The following is a 17,327-nucleotide window of genomic DNA, read 5'->3' as shown; positions in this document are numbered from 1 at the left end:
CCCATGAATACGCAGACAGCATTCACCCAACGGGCCCGCGCATTCACCCTGGCGTTGATGGCTCTCGGCATGGCCTCGGCCGCCTTGGCGCAGGCCGGCGGCAGTACCGGCTCCGGTACGGGCGTGAGCGATATGAGTGCACCCCGAAGTGCGGCAGCGATGCCCGCAGCAACTGCACAGGCCGCAGTGACGCAGACTCCGGCTCCCGGCAATGCTTCCCTGACACCGCCGGCAAGCAATCGTGTGGGCGACGCCACCAGCTATCTGTTGGCGCTGCAGGCCAGCGGCCAGCACGCATCGCGCAACGCCTATCCCGTGACAAGCGATGTGGCCCAGCGCAGCTATCAGCGCTATCTGGAGAGCTTTACCCACAAGATCCCGGCAAGCTCGGAAACACAGGTGAGCAGTAAAGCCGGCGGCAGCCGTTAGGCGGCCACAGGGTTCTTGCATGCAGTCATTTGCAACAGGCCTGAGCCGTGCTCGCATGCGTCGCCAATCGGGTTCCGTGGCGACGCTGGGGGCGCTTTGGCTGATGATTGCCGTGATCTGCCTGGCAACCATCGATATCGGCAATGTGTTCTGGCAAAGGCGCGAGCTGCAGAAGATTGCGGATCTGGCGGCTCTGGCGGGCGCCAGTGGTGCTCTGGACCAGACCTCCTGTCGCACCAATGCAGAGAGAAATCTGCGGCTCAACGGTAGCGTGGTTTCCGAGCTCGTGACTGCACAGGCCGGGCGTTGGGACAAAAGCGCAAGCCCCTTCTTTGGCAGCGCCAGCAAGGTCAGCGATATCAATGCGTGCCGGGTGTCTTTTCAGAGGACAGTGCCGTTCCTGTTTGTCTTTGCAGCCGGAGCTGAAAGCGGGCGCCAGATATCGGCCCAGGCCACAGCAATGCAGTCGGCCAGGATCGCCAGACTATCCGTGCGCTCGACCCTGTTGACACTGGATACGGAAAGGTCTGCCCTCCTGGACGCCGTGGTGGGCGGATTGCTTGGAGGCAAGATCAATCTCGGTGTTGCCGGATGGCAGGGCATTGCCAATTCGAATATCAGCTTGTTGAGTTTTTTTGATGCCCTGGCAGTCAGGGCTGGCTTGAATGTCGGTGACTACGACCAGGTCGTAAAGACCAAGGTCACGCTGGACAAGGTCATGCTGGCAATGCTGGATGCCTTGCCACAGCAAGGCAGTCTGGCGGCTGTCAATGCGCTCAACGCATTGGCGCTGGGGGTCGGCAATATTCAAATTGCACTGCAGGATATTCTCAAGCTGGGCACAGGGCTCGGATCCGAGGCGTTGAGAACGGATGTGAATGTTCTGGACCTGGTGACTAGTGTTGCGCAACTCGCCAACAGCCAGAATGCGGCTAAGGTCGGCGTCAATGTCAACCTGGGTCTGGTGGGGGTGGGTTTGAATCTGAAAGTGATTGAACCGCCCCAAAGCGCAATAGGTGATCCGGTAAGAGACAGGATTGAGGCCAAGACATCTCAGATCGATCTGGTGACCGGGCTGAAACTGAATCTGGCGCTGGTCGCTGCCAGTCTGTCTCTGGATGTGAAGCTGGCGCAAGGCAGTGCCTTGCTGACGGATCATACGTGCTCGCCTCAGAAAAGCATGACCGTGAATGGCGTGACGGGAGTTGGAACGGTTGCGTTGAAGGGCGCGGTCGACATTCTTCCGCTACCTCTGGTTCCCAAATTGACAATACCTGTAGAGATAACAATACCGGTGGTTTCCAAAGCCCAGAGGCTGGACTATCAGAATCCTCCGAATCTGAGTGAGCCTGCCAAATGGGCAACCATATATCAGAGCAACTTGGTTGATAGCTTGATAAAGTCTCTGACCGACCAGCTGGGCTTGCTTGGCGCTTTGTTGGCCCTGGTTCTTGCCCCGCTGACTTCGGTGCTGGATGCAGTGTTGAATCTGGTGTTGAATCTGCTGGGGTTAAATCTGGCCCAGACAGATATCGGCGCTCAGCTCAATTGCATTGGGCGCCATGTGGTGCTGGTGGAATGATGGCAGACAACAGGTGCTGAAGGCTCTGGCTGGTACTCGCCAGGCGAATACTGGTGCGGCTGCCGCTCAGCTCCAGCAACTGGCTATGGATGGTGTTGTGAACGCCCCAGCCCACCCAAACCGTCCCCACAGGCTTTTCGGCAGAGCCTCCGCTCGGGCCCGCAACCCCCGTCACGGCAATGCTGACCTGGGCGCGTGAGTGACGGATGGCGCCCTCTGCCATGGCACGCACGACTTCTTCGCTGACGGCGCCGTGCCTGGCGATCAGCTCGGCGGGCACGCCCAGCATCTCGGTCTTGGCCTCGTTGGAGTAGGTCACGAAGCCACGCTCGAACCACTGGCTGGAGCCTGCGAGATCGGTGCAGGCCGCTGCAATCATGCCGCCGGTACAGCTTTCGGCGGTGGCCAGCATCCAGCCTTTTTCGGTCAGTCTGGCTGCCAGCTGCTGCACCAGTTCTCCGATATGGGCTTCTTGTTTGCTCATCGTCTCCTCCATGGCTTGCACAGTCAGAAGAAATGTCGCCAAAGGGCGACCACCAACAGGGTGCAGAAAGCGGCTACCAGGTCATCCCACATGATTCCCCAGCCGCCGCGCAGGCCGAAGCCTTTGAACAGACGGTCGGCCCATTTGACGGGCTGGGGCTTGACGGCATCAAAAAAGCGGAACAGCGCAAAGCAGGTGAGCTGACCCCAGAAGCCCATGGGCACGCACAGCCACAGAACAATCCACATGGCGACCACTTCGTCCCAGACGATATGGCCGGGGTCGGCCACGCGCATATGCTTTGCGGTGACGGTGCAGGCCCACCAGCCTACGGGAATGCTGGCGGCAATCAGCCAGCCGATCTGTGCCGGACTCAGCCATAGTGCCAGCACCAGATAGGCCAGCCAGGCCCACAGGCTGCCCACCGTGCCGGGGGCGACGCGGGGCAGGCCGGAGCCAAAGCCCAGAGCAATCAGATGGGCCGGGTGTTGCAGCATGAACTTCACGCTGGGGTGGGCGATTCCCGCCGCACTCATGCCGGGGCGTGCTTTGTTATTGATAGCTTCTTGCGCAATATCGGCACGCGCTGCAGCGCTGTTTGATGAATCATCCGTCATGAAGTGATGATACGCGCTACCTTATTGCAGGCCGGTGATGGGCTGGTTTTCGGGGAAGCGGATCTGGTGCGTGGCCTGGAACTGGGTCGTGCTGCGGGCGGCCAGATTCTGCTCCCAGGCAATCATGCCGTTTTGCGCATTCCAGCTGGTGGTGGCGGGCTGCGGGCTGTACTGCGACTGCACCTTGATCTGCTCGTTGCGCGAAACAGGGGCTGAGTCCAGCACCTGCAGTGCGATGGGCTGGTTGTGGCGGTTTTCCACGGCGTAGCTGCGCACGATGCTGCGCTCGGTCTTGCTGTTGGCCCAGCCGCCGCTGCCGGTATGGCCTTGCGCAGGCAGGCGGCGCACCACGACATTTTCATCGCGGCCAAAAGACAGCCCTTGGGCCAGCGCCTGGGCGTTGCCAAAGTCCAGTCTGCCATTGCCAACCAGTGCCTCGTCCCGGAACAGGGCTACCGGGCCTGCGGGCCAGATGCCCGACGGAGCCTGCAACGTGGCAATCAGATAGGCCGCCTCTTCCATGGCTGGCGCGGTGCGGGTCAGCAAGCTGGCGGCCAGATTTTCCTGGCCTAGCGATAGCGTGATGCGCTCGGCTCTGGAAGGTACGCTGATCTTGTACGGCACGATGAATTGCGTGCTGTAGGCCGTGTCGATGCTGGAGACATCGAGCACCGGCAAGTCGGATGCCGCTGCCTCTTCGCGCATGGCCTTGGCTCCGCTGCGCGCCAGCATGGCGACGGGGGCTGGTGCCGGAGCGGCGGGGGGCAGTGGCTGGGCGATATCCACTGCCCAGGGGCGCGGCATGACACCCTGGGTGCTGCGGCCGGGCTGGCCGGTGGACAGGCGCAGGCGCACATTGCTCCAGTCCTCGCCACTGGCCTGCACGACCAGGGCCTGGCGCTCCAGCTGCACCTGCTGTCTGGCAGTGTTCAGCTGTGCACGGTAGCTGGGTTGCCAGCTGGGGCCGCGCACCTGATAGCTCAGTCGCACATTGGCAGCGCGTGCGCTGGCCAGCTGCACGCTGACTTTCATGACCTGAGACTGCTCGGAGCCCGTGCGGTCGCGCTCCTGGCGCAGAGGCTGCAACTGCGCCAGCAGATCCTGCTTCTGGCGCTGAATCTGATGAGCACGCAGGCTGTTGTCGCGGCTGGTCTGGCGCAGGGCCTGGCTGGTGCCGGCGATCTGAGCGGGGTTGATTCTGGCGTCGTCGCCGGGCTTGCTCATGCCCTGCAGAAAATCGCCCACCAGCCTGGCTGCTCCTTCTTCGGCCTCGATGTTCGCGAGCTGATCCTCAAGGCTGCGAATCTGCTGGTCCAGCGGGCTGGTGCATTCCTTGGCAGCCATCTGCCTGGACTGCATCAGGGTCTTGATCTCACCCACGCGCACGCCTTCGTCGCCGCTGATCTGCAGACTCTGCGTATCCACGCTGGCGGGCAGGCATTCAAAGCTGAGCAGGCGGGTCTGGGCGTCGATGCGTGCCTCGCGCTGTACGGCGGCGATGCCGGGATAGAGCGTGACTTCTGTGATGGGCGCGCGATTGCCAGAGACACTGAGGCTGCTGGCGTCGGCCAGGGCGATCCCGGGCAAAGCAGCTGCGACACAGACCATGGACACGGGCAGAAGACGGCTTGAACGCATTGGCAGCTCTTGTGGACAGTGAGGGCTTGAGCTTAACCCAGGGCTCTTGGCGCGCCGCTTGTCAGGTGCCGGCCGCCTCCTGTCCGCGTGCTCGGCGTTCAGCTGCCGAAGTGGTCGAAGGATTTCCAGCGGTTTTGCTGCAGGGTGCCGTCTGCGTCGATCACGCGCAGGCCCGGTTCGGCATCGATACGGCCTATGCAATGCACCGGCGTGCTGCTGGCTGCGCCTGCCGCCAGCACCTGGTCATGCCAAGCTGCGGGGGCGGTAAAACACAGCTCGTAGTCATCGCCGCCTGCCAGTGTGCATTGCTGCTGCAGCTTTGAATCGAACTGCCATGCACCGCTTTGCGGATAGGCGGCCGCAGCCATCAAGCGCGTGACGCAGCGACTGTCTACCGTGGCCCCGACGCTGGACAGTTCCAGAATATGGCCGAGATCGCCGAGCAGGCCGTCGCTGACATCCAGCGCGCTGCTGGCAATGCCGCGCAGCGCCAGGCCCAGGGCTACGCGTGGCGTCGGTGCTTCCAGCCGCTGGCGGGTCTGCTGCAGCAGCTCGGCAGGCAAGCGCACATGGCCCAGCATGGCCTCCAGTGCCAGGCGTGCATCGCCCAGATTGCCGCTGACCCAGATCTCGTCGCCGGCCCTGGCGCCGCTGCGCAGCAAGGCCTGGCCGCCAGGGACTTCGCCAAACACGGTGATGCAGATATTGAGCGGGCCGCCCGTGGTGTCGCCGCCGATCAGCTCGCATTCATGGGCATCGGCCAGGGCCAGCAGACCGGCTGCAAACTCGCTGATCCAGGCTTCATCGGCACTGGGCAGGGACAGGGCCAGTGTGAATGCCAGAGGCCTGGCGCCGCTGGCGGCCAGATCGCTGAGGTTGACGGCCAGAGCCTTGTGACCCAGCAGGCGCGGGTTCACATCGGCAAAGAAGTGGCGGCCCTCGACCAGCATGTCGCTGGAGATGGCCAGCTGCATGCCGGAGGTCGGGGCCAGCAGCGCGCAGTCGTCGCCCACGCCAAGGGCGGCGCGACGTACGGGGCGCTGGAAATAGCGGCGGATCAGATCGAATTCACCCATGAAATCTCTGGCCGCCCGCGATGCTGCGGCCTGGTGGGCCGCTGGTCGGCGGCGGTTAAAGGTCAAGGCCAGAAAAAGCTCAGCGGCCTGCGCCAGAAGCGCTGGCGTATGGCCTTGTAGATGCGCGAACGGTCCACGCCGCTGACGTTGTGGGCACGCAGGGCCACGCGGAAGGCCAGGTAGAAGCTCACCCCCACATTCAGCGCCGCATTGAAGGGCAGCATGGCCACGGCCCACCACAGCAGGTCGTCATGCAGCACCTCCCAGCCCAGGGATGCCACGGCGACGCCGATCTGGCCGGTGGAGAGCGTGACGTGGCGCACTTCCAGTCCCAGGCCGAAGAAGGCCGCAAACGCAGGCACCAGGCCCAGCATGAAACCCAGCGAGATATTGGATGCCAGGCTGGAGACATTCTTGCGCAAGAAGCGCGCCCAGCGATCCGCGCGAGCCGTGCCCAGAAAGCGGGTGATGCGCGGGTTGTAGCGAATCACCGAATCGATATTGCGCAGCACAAACCAGTTTTCGACACCGCCGGCAATCAGGCTGCTGACAAACAGCAGCACGCCGGTAAAGGCGGCAAAGAGCACGGACGGCCCCAGCAGACTCAGCGAGTCCAGCACCTGGCGCGCATGCGGGGTGCTGAGCGCCTGATGACCGACCAGATAGGCATAGCCCAGCGACAGCAGCAGTGCCCCGGGGAAGACGATGAGCACGTTGCCCAGGATGGCGGCCACCTGGGAGCGCACCAGATGGGCGACCTCATCGACGAACTCCTGGATGGATCCATCACTTTGGATGTCCTTGAGCTTGGCGGCCATGGCCGGCGCCGTCATGGCAGGCTGCTTGGTGGCTACCGTGAAGTGCAGCATCTGGATCAGCACAAAGCTGATGGCATAGTTGACGCCTGCTGCCAGCCCAGACCAGAAGACGGACAGGCCCAGCGCATACAGCGCAAACTTGGCCAGCGTGGTGAAGGCCATCACCAGGCCGCCGCCCGCAGCCTTGGCCACCATCTTGCGGTATTCGCTGCCATCGCGGGTGATGTAGTGCTCGCCGGTTTCGGCGCTGCGCTCGGCCACCTTGGCCGCCAGCAGCGACGAGTTGGTGGACATCAGCGCGCGCACGCTGCGCCGCTCTATGCCCACGGCCACGAGGTTGGAGAGCAGCTCGGACGTCTCGTAGGCACGGTCTTCTGCCAGCAGGCAATCGAGCAGGCGGCGAATGCGCAGAATGCGCGCCCGCACCTGGCGCAGGCGGAAGATCAGGCCGACGGAAATGCCTTCGGCTTCGACATAGGAGTAGACCGAGGACACGGCGGCGCGGCAGGCCTCGAGCCGCTCGCGCAGCTGGGCGGCTGCGGCGTCGCGCCTGTCGGTGGTGCGCAGCGGCAGCATGACCTCCACACGCAGGTTTTCCACATCGTGGATCAGCGCATGAAACGGCTTTTCCTCGCGCGCCTGCTCGCTCATGCGCAGGCGCAGCTCTGGGGCAAACCCCGTGGAGAGAATCTGGCCCGCGCAATAGGTGATGGCGTCGAGCAGGTTGCGCTCCCAGAAGCTCACGCCTTCTTCGAGCTGCTGCGGGGTCAGCAAGGTGGTGATGCGGGCCATGAGCTGGCTGTCCAGCGCATGCAGCCAGCGGGCGTCAAAGCGGTCGGGAAAGACCAGCATGAACAGCTCGGAGGCGTCCTCGGTCTCCGGTGTGCTGGGCAGCAGCTTGTAGCGCAGGCGCTCGGCCACCTCGCTGGCCATGGCGGTGCGCGGCGCAAAGCCGAAATCGGCCAGCAGGGCGGTGATGTCCACCGTCTCCATCAGCGTCTGGCTCCAGCGGCGCAGCCGGGCCAGGGCTTCGGGGTCAGCCTCGAAGGCCTCGACGACCTGTTTGACGCGCTGCACGGCACCTTCTACAGAGGGCTCCGCCGCGCGAATCCATTCGGCCAGATAAATCAGCCACAGATGGCGTTGCGCAAGGCCTGCATTGGGGTCCAGGGAGGCGAGCAGGCCGGGCAGATCAAGAGTGCTTTTCTTCATGCAAATGTGGGTACTCGCCTCAGTGCAGAACGCGCTTTTCGGGCATGGGCATGGGGTCGCCGGACTCATTCATCTGCAATACGAAGAGCGGAATTTCGCATTCGAAGGTCTCGCCCTCGTGGTTCACGCAGAGATAGCTTCCCCGCATGGTGCCCGTGGGCGTACGCAGCTGGCAGCCGCTGCTGTACTCGAAGGATTCGCCGGGCTGCAGCAGCGGCTGTCGGCCCACCACGCCCAGGCCTTTGACCTCTTCGACATGACCCAACTCGTTGGTGATGATCCAGTGCCGCGCAATCAGCTGCGCCGGCACCTCACCCGTGTTGGTGATGGTAATGGTGTAGGAAAACACATAGACGCCTGCAGCCGGGGCGGATTGCTCGGGCAGGTAGGCGGGCTGGACTTGGACCAGAAACTCATTCATCGGCATGAGCTAATGGTAACTGCGACAATTGCAAACCATGAGCCCCACCTACCGTATTGCCCCCTCCATCCTGTCAGCCGACTTCGCCCGTCTGGGTGAAGAAGTGCGTAATGTCATTGCGGCTGGCGCCGACTGGATCCACTTTGACGTAATGGACAACCATTACGTGCCGAACCTGACCTTCGGCCCCATGATCTGTCAGGCTTTGAAGCCTCATTCGGTCACACCCGATGGCAAGCCCGTGCCCGTCGATGTGCACCTGATGGTGCAGCCCGTGGACGATCTCGCCACCGCCTTTGCCAAGGCCGGTGCCGACTACATCAGCTTCCACCCCGATGCATCGCCGCATGTGCATCGCAGCGTGCAGAACATCAAGGCCCACGGCTGCAAGGCCGGTCTGGTGTTCAATCCCGCAGCGTCGCTGGAGGTGCTGGACTGGATGATCGAAGACATCGATCTGATCCTGCTGATGAGCGTGAACCCAGGCTTTGGTGGTCAAAGCTTTATTGACAGCACGCTGCGTAAGATCGAAAAGGCCCGCAAGCTGATCGATGCTTCTGGCAAGGACATTCGCCTGGAAGTGGATGGCGGCATCAAGGAAGCCAATATCCGCGCCGTGGCCGATGCCGGCGCCGACACCTTTGTGGCTGGCAGTGCCATCTTCGGCAAGCCGGATTACAAGGCTGTCATCGACACCATGCGCAAGAATCTTGCGTAACTTCCCCTGAGGAACTGCGCCTCTTGCACCGGGGGCAGCTCCTTTTTACCAAGGCGGCAAGTCCGCCTGGGTCTTGCTCGCTGTCCTGGCTTCGGCTGCGCTTGATGCACGAGCGCGGCTTTTGGAGTCGGGATATGAGGGTTTTAGTATTTTTGGCTGCAAGCCCAATATTGATGAGCGCATGCAGCTATTGAATTGATAGTTGTATGAAGCTGAATCTGCCTGCTCCCGCCGCCGCTCTGGAACTGGATGCCGTCATGGTCGACCTCGATGGCACCATGGTGAATACGCTGGGGGACTTCGCCGAAGCGCTCAACCGCATGCTGGCCGATCTGCAACTGCCGGCCATAGCGCCGCAGATCATCGAAAACATGGTGGGCAAGGGCAGCGAGCACCTGATCCGTTCCGTACTGGCTCATGTGGAGGCACCGGACATCGATGCCCTGTATCCCCAGGCCTGGCAGCGTTATGAGCACCATTACCTGGCCATCAACGGCCAGTTTGCCGATGTCTATCCAGGTGTGGCCGAAGGTCTGCGGGCACTCCAGTCCCTGGGCCTGCGCATGGCCTGCCTGACCAACAAGCCTTTGTCCTTTGCCCAGCCCCTGCTGGCCGCCAAGGGACTGGACGGCTTTTTCGACTGTGTGTTCGGTGGCGACTCCTTCCCGCGCAAAAAGCCCGACCCCATGCCGCTGGTCGAGACCTGCAAGGCCTTGGGCAGCGAACCCGCACGCACGCTGATGGTGGGTGACTCCAGCAACGATGCCCAGGCCGCCCATGCCGCCGGCTGCCCCGTGGTGCTGATGACCTACGGCTACAACCACGGCCAGCCCATCACGGCGGTCGAGGCCAGGGCCCATCTGGATTCGCTGGAGCAGCTTGTGGTGTGATGTCGCCTGTTGGTCCACATATCTGGCAAGAAAGAGTGCGGATAAGCATATTTGCTAGAGTCATTTGCTTTGCTTGAACCAATGTCGGCTCGTGCATTGCCTTGCAGCCGGCAGAGAACGAAGGGGGACTCACGCCACATGCACGGATTGCACCTGACTGCCGACCTTTACCAATGCGCAGGCTCCGAGCGCTACATGCTCGATGCCGACGCCATCGCCGGCCTTTGCCGCGAACAGACTGCGGCCTCGGGGCTGACCCTCGTGGATGACACCTGGGTGAAGTTCCCGCCCTATGAAGGCCAGCCCGGCGGGGTGACGGGTACGGTGTTGCTGGCGGAGTCCCATCTGGCCATACATACCTGGCCCGAGACGGGCAGTGTCACCATCGACGTCTATGTGTGCAATTTTTCCGCCGACAACTCGGGCAAGGCCCGCAGTCTGATGGAAGGCGTGATCGACGCTTTCGCGCCCAAAAAGGTGTTGCGTCAGCAATTGATGCGCGGCGACATAGGCATGGCGCAGCCGGCAGACCATGACGTGGAGCCTGTACCCGGGCCCGAATCCGGCTGGGCCCAGGAGCAGCTCGCGCCCCATGCACGCTTTGGCTACCGCGCCACGGCGCTGCAGACGCTGCAGACCCCGTATCAGAAGCTGGAGTTGCTGCAGACGCCGCAGTTCGGCAAGGTGCTGCGTCTCGACGATCGCTTCATGACCTCCGAGGGCGAGGAGTTTTTCTATCACGAGGCCCTGGTGCACCCGGCCGCAATGGCCCATCCCGCGCCGCGCAAGGCCTTGATTCTGGGTGGCGGCGATGGCGGGGCCGCCGAGGAGCTGCTCAAGCACCCTAGCATCGAGCGCGTGGTGCTGGCAGAGCTGGACGAGGCCGTGGTGCAGTTCTCGCGCCAGCATCTGCAAGCCGTGCATCGCGGTGCGCTCGATGATGCCCGTGTCGAGGTCTGCATAGGCGATGGTCTGGCCCTGATGGAGGCAACGGATGAGCGCTTCGATCTGGCGCTGATGGATTTGACCGATCCCGACACCCCTGCCAGCGCCCTGTATGCGCCTGACGCGCTGGCACGCATGAAGCGCGTGCTGGCTCCGGGCGGCGCGTTGGTGCTGCATCTGGGCAGCCCCGTCTTCCACGGCCCGCAGGTGACCGAACTGGTGCGCAGCCTGCGTCAGCAGTTTGCCGTGGTGCGCTGCTACGGCCTCTATATTCCGCTTTACGGCGCTTACTGGGGGCTGGCTGTGGCCTCCGATGAGCTCGATCCGCTGGAGCTGAAGGCGCCGCAGCTGGCCGAACGCCTCAGGCAGCGCAAGGTGCGGGATCTGCAGTACTACAACGAGCAGGTGCACGGCGCACTGTTTGCACTGCCCAACTATTACTGCGAGCTGCTCAAGTGAGTCAGCCAGCCTCGCCCAGCAGCGCTTTCTTGAGCTGCTGATCGGCGGGCTTGGGACCCAGCCAGATGCCCAGCAGGGCGTTGAAGAATTCGGGCTCCTTGAAGGCCTCGCCCTGAGGCTGGCCCTTGACGGTCACGATGGCGCCCTGGCCGGGCAGCCAGTCCACCATGAAGCTCTCGCCTGCGAGCAGCTTTTTGTGCTGGGTGAAGATCTCGCTCATGCGCATCACCCCCGGAATCAGCTTGGAGAAGGCGGCCCGCTCCATATTGTCTTCCATGCCGCGCGAGAACAGCTTGCCCAGCTCGGCCGAGTCGATATCGCGCAGCATGGTCACGCTGATGCGCTTGGGGCCGGGCAGGGCGGCGATTTCCTGCAGGCTGCGTGCCGGCTTTTCCAGGTACAGGCCGGCGGTATAGACCTTGAAGACGGCCTTGTAGCGGGTGCCTGCGCCATTGAGTTCCAGCGTCCTGCCCTGGGACTGCAAGCTGGGGGCATAGATGACACCGTGAAGTTTCACGGGTTCGGAGGGCATGCCTTGTGCCTGAGAGGCCGGGCAGGCAAGAGCGGCTGCCAGCAGCAAGGCTGGCATCAAACGGGCACTGGGCATGGCTGTCTCCTCGTGATTTCCGGCCGAGCAGTTCTGGTGACCGCTTCGCTTGCACGCCGTGGGCGAGCGTTCCGGTGAAAGCGGTATGTTTGTTTTTGTCCGTGATTGCTGCAATCAGGTCTGTCCCCAGCAAGGGGGCGTTGCACGGCATCAGTGCGCTATTGTTTGCGCGGCGGCGCTATGCGCTACACTGTCCGCATCATGTTCATTCATCGCACGTTCAATGCAGGTTGTGGAGACCGGGGAGCCTGGCCCTGGCGTAAGCCTGCACATCTGAACTGCTGAAGCACCCGGCACGAGCCCGGCGTGCACCCCGCGGCCCCATGCGTTGCATACTTCGGGCCACTTGGAATGAACCGGCGCATCCTTTCTTCAAACGCGTCATCTGCCCGTAGTCAATCCGTGCAGATGCACCATGCGCCATGACTCCCGGAGCTTCTCCCGTGATCACGGAACTGGAATTCAAATCACTTGCGGCCCAAGGCTATAACCGCATCCCCCTGCTGATCGAGGCCTTTGCCGACCTCGAAACCCCGCTTTCCCTCTATCTCAAGCTGGCCCATGCCAATGGCGACGGCAAGTACAGCTTCTTGCTGGAATCCGTCGTCGGCGGCGAGCGCTTCGGCCGCTACAGCTTCATCGGCCTGCCGGCACGCAGCTTTGTGCGCGCCTCGGGCTTTGGCCCTGAAGCCAGGACCGAAGTAGTGACGGATGGCAAGGTGGTGGAGACAGCCGGCGGCAATCCGCTGGACTTCATCGCAGCCTATCAGCAGCGCTTCAAGGTTGCCGTCACGCCCGGCATGCCGCGTTTTTGCGGTGGTCTGGCCGGCTATTTCGGCTATGACGCCGTGCGCTACATCGAGAAAAAGCTGGAGAGCAGCTGTCCGCCCGACAGCCTGGGCACGCCCGACATCATGCTGCTGCAGTGCGAAGAGGTCGCCGTCATCGACAACCTCTCAGGCAAGCTCTATCTCATCGTCTATGCCAACCCCGGCGAGGCCGAAGCCTATACCCGCGCCAAGAAGCGACTGCGCCAGCTCAAGGACCAGCTGCGCTATTCCGTCAGCGCGCCGCAGATTCGAGCCGGTGAGAGCTATCCCGCAGAGCGCAGCTTCGACAAGCAGGACTATCTGGACGCCGTGCAAAAGGCCAAGGAGCTGATTGCGGCGGGCGACTTCATGCAGGTGCAGGTGGGCCAGCGCATTCACAAGCGTTTCACGGCCTCGCCGCTGTCGCTGTACCGCGCGCTGCGCTCGCTCAACCCCAGTCCCTATATGTACTTCTACCATTTCGGAGATTTCCATGTGGTGGGGGCCAGCCCGGAGATCCTGGTGCGCCAGGAGCGCACGCCCGATGGCCAGAAGGTCACGATTCGCCCCCTGGCCGGCACCCGTCCGCGCGGCAATACGGTGGAGGCCGACAAGGCCACCGAGCAGGAGCTGATCGCCGACCCCAAGGAGCGTGCCGAGCATGTGATGCTGATCGATCTGGCGCGCAACGATATCGGCCGCATTGCCAGGACCGGCAGCGTCAAGGTGACCGAAGCCTTTGCCGTGGAACGCTACAGCCATGTCATGCATATCGTGAGCAATGTGGAAGGCATCTTGCAGGACGGCATGGACAATATGGACGTCTTCAAGGCCACCTTCCCCGCCGGCACGCTGACGGGCGCTCCCAAGGTGCATGCCATGGAAGTCATCGACCGGCTCGAACCCAGCAAGCGCGGCATCTACGGCGGCGCCTGCGGCTATCTGAGCTTTGCCGGCGACATGGATCTGGCGATTGCGATCCGCACCGGCGTCATCAAGGACAACGTGCTCTATGTGCAGGCCGCTGCCGGCGTGGTGGCCGACTCCGTGCCCGAGCTGGAATGGAGAGAGACAGAACACAAGGCCCGCGCCCTGCTGCGCGCCGCAGAACTGGTTGAGGAAGGTCTGGAATGAGCCAAGCCATTGATCTGGTGCAGCACTGCACCACCATGGAAGATGTACGCCGCAATGTGAATGCGCTAGACGATGTACTCGTGCCGCTGCTGGTCACGCGCATCGGCTATATGCAGCAGGCGGCGCGCATCAAGGGTGACGTGGGCCAGGTGCGCGATGAGGCGCGTATCGAAGCCATCGTCAGCCGCGTGCGTGAGCGCACAGCGCAGGAGGGCGGCCAGCCCGATGTGATGGAGACCGTCTATCGCGCGCTGATGGAAGCCTGCATCGCCTACGAACACCAGGAATTTGCGCGGCTGCGTGAACCCAGGAAATCAGGGGAGTAAGACCATGAAACTGCTGATGGTCGATAACTACGACAGCTTTACCTACAACATCGTCCAGTACTTTGGCGAGCTGGGCGCGGAGGTGACCGTGGTGCGCAATGACGAAACCACGGTGGCCGAAGTCGAGGCGCTGATCGCGCGCGAAGGCATCGAGCGGCTGGTGATCTCGCCCGGCCCCTGCTCGCCCAACGAGGCGGGCATCTCGGTGGCGGCGATCAAGCATTTCGCGGGCAAGCTGCCGATTCTGGGCGTGTGCCTGGGGCACCAGAGCATCGGCGCGGCCTTTGGCGGCGACATCATCCGGGCGGGCCAGCAGATGCATGGCAAGACCAGCGTGATCAGCACCGACCAGAAGGGCGTGTTTGCCGACCTGCCCAGGCAGTTCACGGTCAACCGCTATCACTCTCTGGTCATAGACCGGAGCACGCTGCCCGAATGCCTTGAAATCACCGCAACCAGCGAAGATGGTGAAATCCAGGGGGTGCGTCATCGCGAACTGGCTATCGAGGGCGTGCAGTTCCACCCCGAGAGCATTCTGACCGAGCATGGCCATGCCATGCTGAAGAACTTTCTCGACCAGAAATAACCACAGATTTATTGATAGCTGCTAGCGCATGTCAATGCTTGATTTCAGAATAAAAACAATAGGAAATCAAGTATTGGTATGCGTAAAAAGCTCCCAAAAGCATAGTGAGGTATTGCAATGATCACTCCCCAGGAAGCGCTGCAGCGAACCATCGAGCATCGTGAAATCTTCCATGACGAAATGCTGCATCTGATGCGCATGATCATGCGCGGCGAGCTCTCGCCCGTGATGACGGCTTCCATCATCACGGGTCTGCGCGTGAAGAAGGAAACCATTGGCGAGATCTCGGCTGCGGCCGAGGTGATGCGCGAGTTCTCCAACAAGGTGAACGTGCACGACAAGAGGAATCTGGTCGATATCGTCGGCACCGGCGGCGACGGCGCCAACACCTTCAATATCTCCACCTGCTCTACCTTTGTGATCGCGGCGGCGGGCGGCAAGGTCAGCAAGCATGGCGGACGCAGCGTCAGCAGCAAGTCGGGCAGCGCCGATGCCATGGAGGCGCTGGGCGTCAACATCAACCTCAACGCCGCACAGATCGCCGATTGCATACGCGATGTGGGCATAGGCTTCATGTTTGCGCCCAACCATCATCCGGCCATGAAGAACGTGGCCCCTGTGCGCAAGGAACTGGGCGTGCGCACCATCTTCAACATTCTGGGCCCGCTTACCAACCCGGCATCCGCGCCCAATATCCTGATGGGCGTGTTCCACGAAGACCTGGTCGGCATTCAGGTGCGTGCCCTGCAGCGCCTGGGTGCCGAGCATGCGCTGGTCGTCTATGGTCGCGATGGCCTGGATGAAATCAGTCTGGGCGCGGGCACGCTGGTTGGCGAGTTCAAGGACGGCGTGGTGCGCGAGTATGAGGTCCATCCCGAGGACTTCGGGCTGCGCATGGCGGGCACGCGCTCGCTCAAGGTCGACAATCCCGAGGAGTCCAAGGCCATGCTGATGGGCGTGCTGCAGGGGGTGCAAGGTCCGGCACGCGATATCGTCTGTCTCAACTCCGGCGCCGCCCTCTATGCCGCCAATGTGGCCGGCTCGATCGAAGAGGGCCTGGAGCGTGCACAACAGGCCATCGACAGCGGCGCGGCACTGGCCAAGCTCCAGGAGCTGGTGGCCTATTCGCAAAAGCTCGGCCAGGCTGCGGCATGAGCCTGCTGGATGCGCCCATCTGGAGTGATGCCGGCACCTGGATCGTGCTGGGTGTCTCCCTGCTGTTCATCGTGGTGGGCATAGGCATGCACCGCGTCATCATGAAGGTCTTGCGCGCCGACGCCACCAACAAGGAAAACCATGTCTGACATTCTCAAGAAAATCTGCGACGTCAAGGTCCAGGAAGTTGCTGCCGCCAAGAAGGCCGTGCCGTTTGCCGAGATGCGCCGCGATGCGCAAAGCCGTGTCTCCACGCGCGATTTCGTGGGCGCCATCCGTGCCAAGATTGCCAAGGGACAGGCCGGCGTGATCGCCGAAGTCAAGAAGGCCAGCCCCAGCAAGGGCGTGATCCGAGCCGATTTCGATCCCGCCGATATCGCCCAGAGCTATATGGTGGGCGATGGCAAGATCAGTGCTGCCTGCCTGTCGGTGCTGACCGATCGCCAGTTCTTCCAGGGGCAACCCGACTATCTCAAGCAGGCCCGCGCGAGCACGCTGCTGCCGGTGCTGCGCAAGGATTTCATGGTCGACCCCTATCAGATCTACGAATCGCGTGTGATGGGCGCCGACTGCGTGCTGTTGATCGCCGCCTGCCTGGACGACGCGCAGATGGCCGAGATGGAGCAGATTGCGCACAGCCTGGACATGGATGTGCTGGTGGAAGTGCATGACGGCGAGGAGTTGCAGCGCGCTCTCAAGCTCAAGACGCCGCTGGTGGGCATCAACAACCGCAATCTGCGCACATTCGAGGTCGATATTCAGACCACGATTGCCCTCAAGAAGGATGTGCCCGCCGACCGCCTGCTGGTGACCGAGTCCGGCATCCTGAGCCGGGACGATGTGAAGACCATGCGTGATGCGGGCATTGACGCCTTCCTGGTGGGCGAAGCCTTTATGCGTGCCCGCGAGCCGGGTGAGGCCCTGGCCCAGTTGTTTCAGTAAACGGTGGGCGGCTGTGCCGGTTCAGCGCAGAACCTGCACATCGGCATCCAGAAAGTAACCGACGCCACGCTTGGTCTTGAGCAGCGTGGGCGCGCGGCCGGACGTTTCGACCTTGCGGCGCAAGCGCAGCATCTGCACATCAATGGCACGGTCAAAGACATCATCTTCGGCCTGTGTCAGATCCATGATCTGCTCACGGCTCATGATTTGCCTGGGACGTTTGAGCAGGGCCAGCAGCAGCGAGAATTCGCTCTTGGTCAGTCCCACCTCATGCCCGGCAGCGCTGATGAGGCTGCGCGAGCGCAGCCTCAGCTCCCAGTCAGCAAACTTGAAGCCCTGGGGACTCAAGGTGAACGCGGGACGGGCACAGGAAAAGAAGGCCTGCGTGGCAGAGGCTTGTGAGTGAGTGGCAGAAGAGGTGTGCATGAATAACTCCTTGTGAGCCCGAGCCGCCAAGTGGTCAGCTATGTTGGAATCGA

The 17,327-nt window shown here is 62.4% G+C and carries 19 protein-coding genes; 11 read left to right on the top strand and 8 right to left on the bottom strand.

Going from position 1 to position 17,327, the window contains the following annotated elements; translation table 11 throughout:
* Nucleotides 1–3 precede the first annotated feature (3 nt).
* Nucleotides 4–429 carry a DUF3613 domain-containing protein gene (locus NOX35_RS24970; RefSeq protein WP_256495100.1) on the top strand — a complete coding sequence of 142 codons (426 nt, stop codon included), beginning with the start codon at nt 4–6 and terminating at the stop codon, nt 427–429.
* Between the two features lie 55 nt (nt 430–484).
* Entirely contained in the window at nt 485–2,011 is a 1,527-nt protein-coding gene (locus tag NOX35_RS24965) for a pilus assembly protein TadG-related protein (protein WP_256495099.1), read from the top strand.
* Here the strand turns inward: NOX35_RS24965 and NOX35_RS24960 are convergent.
* The 6 genes from NOX35_RS24960 to apaG all read right to left on the bottom strand — a co-directional run bounded on the left by NOX35_RS24960 (nt 1,974) and on the right by apaG (nt 8,283).
* The gene (locus NOX35_RS24960; RefSeq protein ID WP_182284880.1) at nt 1,974–2,495 is read right to left on the bottom strand and encodes a CinA family protein; all 522 of its coding nucleotides are present in this window, start codon (nt 2,493–2,495) and stop codon (nt 1,974–1,976) included. The genes NOX35_RS24965 and NOX35_RS24960 overlap by 38 nt on opposite strands.
* Nucleotides 2,496–2,518: 23 nt before the next feature.
* A complete protein-coding gene (locus NOX35_RS24955; protein WP_256495097.1) occupies nt 2,519–3,112 on the bottom strand; it encodes a phosphatidylglycerophosphatase A in 594 nt (197 codons plus the stop codon).
* Between the two features lie 21 nt (nt 3,113–3,133).
* Nucleotides 3,134–4,750, bottom strand: coding sequence for a DUF4139 domain-containing protein (locus NOX35_RS24950; protein WP_256495095.1), 1,617 nt, complete (start codon nt 4,748–4,750; stop codon nt 3,134–3,136).
* Nucleotides 4,751–4,848: 98 nt separating this feature from the next.
* Entirely contained in the window at nt 4,849–5,826 is a 978-nt protein-coding gene (thiL, locus tag NOX35_RS24945; RefSeq protein ID WP_256495094.1) for a thiamine-phosphate kinase, read from the bottom strand.
* A 62-nt stretch (nt 5,827–5,888) separates the two neighbouring features.
* Nucleotides 5,889–7,856: a site-specific recombinase gene (locus tag NOX35_RS24940; RefSeq protein ID WP_256495093.1), complete on the bottom strand. Its 1,968-nt coding sequence runs from the start codon at nt 7,854–7,856 to the stop codon at nt 5,889–5,891.
* Between the two features lie 19 nt (nt 7,857–7,875).
* Nucleotides 7,876–8,283 carry a Co2+/Mg2+ efflux protein ApaG gene (gene apaG / locus NOX35_RS24935; RefSeq protein WP_256495092.1) on the bottom strand — a complete coding sequence of 136 codons (408 nt, stop codon included), beginning with the start codon at nt 8,281–8,283 and terminating at the stop codon, nt 7,876–7,878.
* A gap of 31 nt (nt 8,284–8,314) precedes the next feature.
* On the opposite strand from apaG, the gene rpe reads away from it, so the two are divergent.
* The 3 genes from rpe (at nt 8,315) to speE (ending at nt 11,289) form a co-directional block, all read left to right on the top strand.
* Entirely contained in the window at nt 8,315–8,995 is a 681-nt protein-coding gene (rpe, locus tag NOX35_RS24930; RefSeq protein ID WP_182284874.1) for a ribulose-phosphate 3-epimerase, read from the top strand.
* Nucleotides 8,996–9,201: 206 nt separating this feature from the next.
* Nucleotides 9,202–9,885 carry a phosphoglycolate phosphatase gene (locus NOX35_RS24925; RefSeq protein ID WP_256495091.1) on the top strand — a complete coding sequence of 228 codons (684 nt, stop codon included), beginning with the start codon at nt 9,202–9,204 and terminating at the stop codon, nt 9,883–9,885.
* A gap of 138 nt (nt 9,886–10,023) precedes the next feature.
* On the top strand, nt 10,024–11,289 hold the full coding sequence (gene speE, locus NOX35_RS24920; protein WP_256495089.1) for a polyamine aminopropyltransferase: 1,266 nt from the start codon (nt 10,024–10,026) through the stop codon (nt 11,287–11,289).
* A 1-nt stretch (nt 11,290) separates the two neighbouring features.
* Here the strand turns inward: speE and NOX35_RS24915 are convergent, their stop codons facing one another.
* Nucleotides 11,291–11,896, bottom strand: coding sequence for a chalcone isomerase family protein (locus tag NOX35_RS24915; RefSeq protein WP_182284860.1), 606 nt, complete (start codon nt 11,894–11,896; stop codon nt 11,291–11,293).
* A gap of 443 nt (nt 11,897–12,339) precedes the next feature.
* Here NOX35_RS24915 and trpE point away from each other — a divergent pair, with 443 nt between their 5' ends.
* The 6 genes from trpE to trpC all read left to right on the top strand — a co-directional run bounded on the left by trpE (nt 12,340) and on the right by trpC (nt 16,848).
* A complete protein-coding gene (gene trpE / locus NOX35_RS24910; RefSeq protein ID WP_182284859.1) occupies nt 12,340–13,839 on the top strand; it encodes an anthranilate synthase component I in 1,500 nt (499 codons plus the stop codon).
* Nucleotides 13,836–14,165 carry a chorismate mutase gene (locus NOX35_RS24905; protein WP_182284858.1) on the top strand — a complete coding sequence of 110 codons (330 nt, stop codon included), beginning with the start codon at nt 13,836–13,838 and terminating at the stop codon, nt 14,163–14,165. Before trpE ends, NOX35_RS24905 begins: the two co-directional genes overlap by 4 nt.
* Before the next feature lie 4 nt (nt 14,166–14,169).
* Nucleotides 14,170–14,751 carry an aminodeoxychorismate/anthranilate synthase component II gene (locus tag NOX35_RS24900; RefSeq protein WP_034355070.1) on the top strand — a complete coding sequence of 194 codons (582 nt, stop codon included), beginning with the start codon at nt 14,170–14,172 and terminating at the stop codon, nt 14,749–14,751.
* Between the two features lie 111 nt (nt 14,752–14,862).
* A complete protein-coding gene (trpD, locus tag NOX35_RS24895) occupies nt 14,863–15,906 on the top strand; it encodes an anthranilate phosphoribosyltransferase (RefSeq protein ID WP_256496961.1) in 1,044 nt (347 codons plus the stop codon).
* Nucleotides 15,903–16,055, top strand: coding sequence for a hypothetical protein (locus NOX35_RS24890; protein ID WP_176391566.1), 153 nt, complete (start codon nt 15,903–15,905; stop codon nt 16,053–16,055). The genes trpD and NOX35_RS24890 overlap by 4 nt, the downstream gene beginning before the upstream one ends.
* Nucleotides 16,048–16,848, top strand: coding sequence for an indole-3-glycerol phosphate synthase TrpC (trpC, locus tag NOX35_RS24885; RefSeq protein ID WP_256495084.1), 801 nt, complete (start codon nt 16,048–16,050; stop codon nt 16,846–16,848). Before NOX35_RS24890 ends, trpC begins: the two co-directional genes overlap by 8 nt.
* Before the next feature lie 21 nt (nt 16,849–16,869).
* Here the strand turns inward: trpC and NOX35_RS24880 are convergent, their stop codons facing one another.
* Complete coding sequence (locus tag NOX35_RS24880; RefSeq protein WP_182284856.1) at nt 16,870–17,274, bottom strand: winged helix-turn-helix domain-containing protein; 405 nt, start codon at nt 17,272–17,274, stop codon at nt 16,870–16,872.
* Nucleotides 17,275–17,327 lie beyond the last annotated feature (53 nt).

This window comes from Comamonas sp. C11, assembly GCF_024496285.1.
In the GTDB taxonomy this organism is placed as follows: domain Bacteria; phylum Pseudomonadota; class Gammaproteobacteria; order Burkholderiales; family Burkholderiaceae_C; genus Comamonas; species Comamonas testosteroni_F.
This window is presented reverse-complemented; position numbering and strand designations above follow the sequence as displayed.

Excerpts from the sequence above, each read along its gene's own strand:
- NOX35_RS24970 (WP_256495100.1), top strand. The coding sequence starts at position 4 with ATGAATACGCAGACAGCATTCACCCAACGGGCCCGCGCATTCACCCTG.
- NOX35_RS24965 (WP_256495099.1), top strand. The coding sequence starts at position 485 with ATGCGTCGCCAATCGGGTTCCGTGGCGACGCTGGGGGCGCTTTGGCTG.
- NOX35_RS24960 (WP_182284880.1), bottom strand. The coding sequence starts at position 2,495 with ATGAGCAAACAAGAAGCCCATATCGGAGAACTGGTGCAGCAGCTGGCA.
- NOX35_RS24955 (WP_256495097.1), bottom strand. The coding sequence starts at position 3,112 with ATGACGGATGATTCATCAAACAGCGCTGCAGCGCGTGCCGATATTGCG.
- NOX35_RS24950 (WP_256495095.1), bottom strand. The coding sequence starts at position 4,750 with ATGCGTTCAAGCCGTCTTCTGCCCGTGTCCATGGTCTGTGTCGCAGCT.
- thiL (WP_256495094.1), bottom strand. The coding sequence starts at position 5,826 with ATGGGTGAATTCGATCTGATCCGCCGCTATTTCCAGCGCCCCGTACGT.
- NOX35_RS24940 (WP_256495093.1), bottom strand. The coding sequence starts at position 7,856 with ATGAAGAAAAGCACTCTTGATCTGCCCGGCCTGCTCGCCTCCCTGGAC.
- apaG (WP_256495092.1), bottom strand. The coding sequence starts at position 8,283 with ATGCCGATGAATGAGTTTCTGGTCCAAGTCCAGCCCGCCTACCTGCCC.
- rpe (WP_182284874.1), top strand. The coding sequence starts at position 8,315 with ATGAGCCCCACCTACCGTATTGCCCCCTCCATCCTGTCAGCCGACTTC.
- NOX35_RS24925 (WP_256495091.1), top strand. The coding sequence starts at position 9,202 with ATGAAGCTGAATCTGCCTGCTCCCGCCGCCGCTCTGGAACTGGATGCC.
- speE (WP_256495089.1), top strand. The coding sequence starts at position 10,024 with ATGCACGGATTGCACCTGACTGCCGACCTTTACCAATGCGCAGGCTCC.
- NOX35_RS24915 (WP_182284860.1), bottom strand. The coding sequence starts at position 11,896 with ATGCCCAGTGCCCGTTTGATGCCAGCCTTGCTGCTGGCAGCCGCTCTT.
- NOX35_RS24905 (WP_182284858.1), top strand. The coding sequence starts at position 13,836 with ATGAGCCAAGCCATTGATCTGGTGCAGCACTGCACCACCATGGAAGAT.
- NOX35_RS24900 (WP_034355070.1), top strand. The coding sequence starts at position 14,170 with ATGAAACTGCTGATGGTCGATAACTACGACAGCTTTACCTACAACATC.
- NOX35_RS24890 (WP_176391566.1), top strand. The coding sequence starts at position 15,903 with ATGAGCCTGCTGGATGCGCCCATCTGGAGTGATGCCGGCACCTGGATC.
- trpC (WP_256495084.1), top strand. The coding sequence starts at position 16,048 with ATGTCTGACATTCTCAAGAAAATCTGCGACGTCAAGGTCCAGGAAGTT.
- NOX35_RS24880 (WP_182284856.1), bottom strand. The coding sequence starts at position 17,274 with ATGCACACCTCTTCTGCCACTCACTCACAAGCCTCTGCCACGCAGGCC.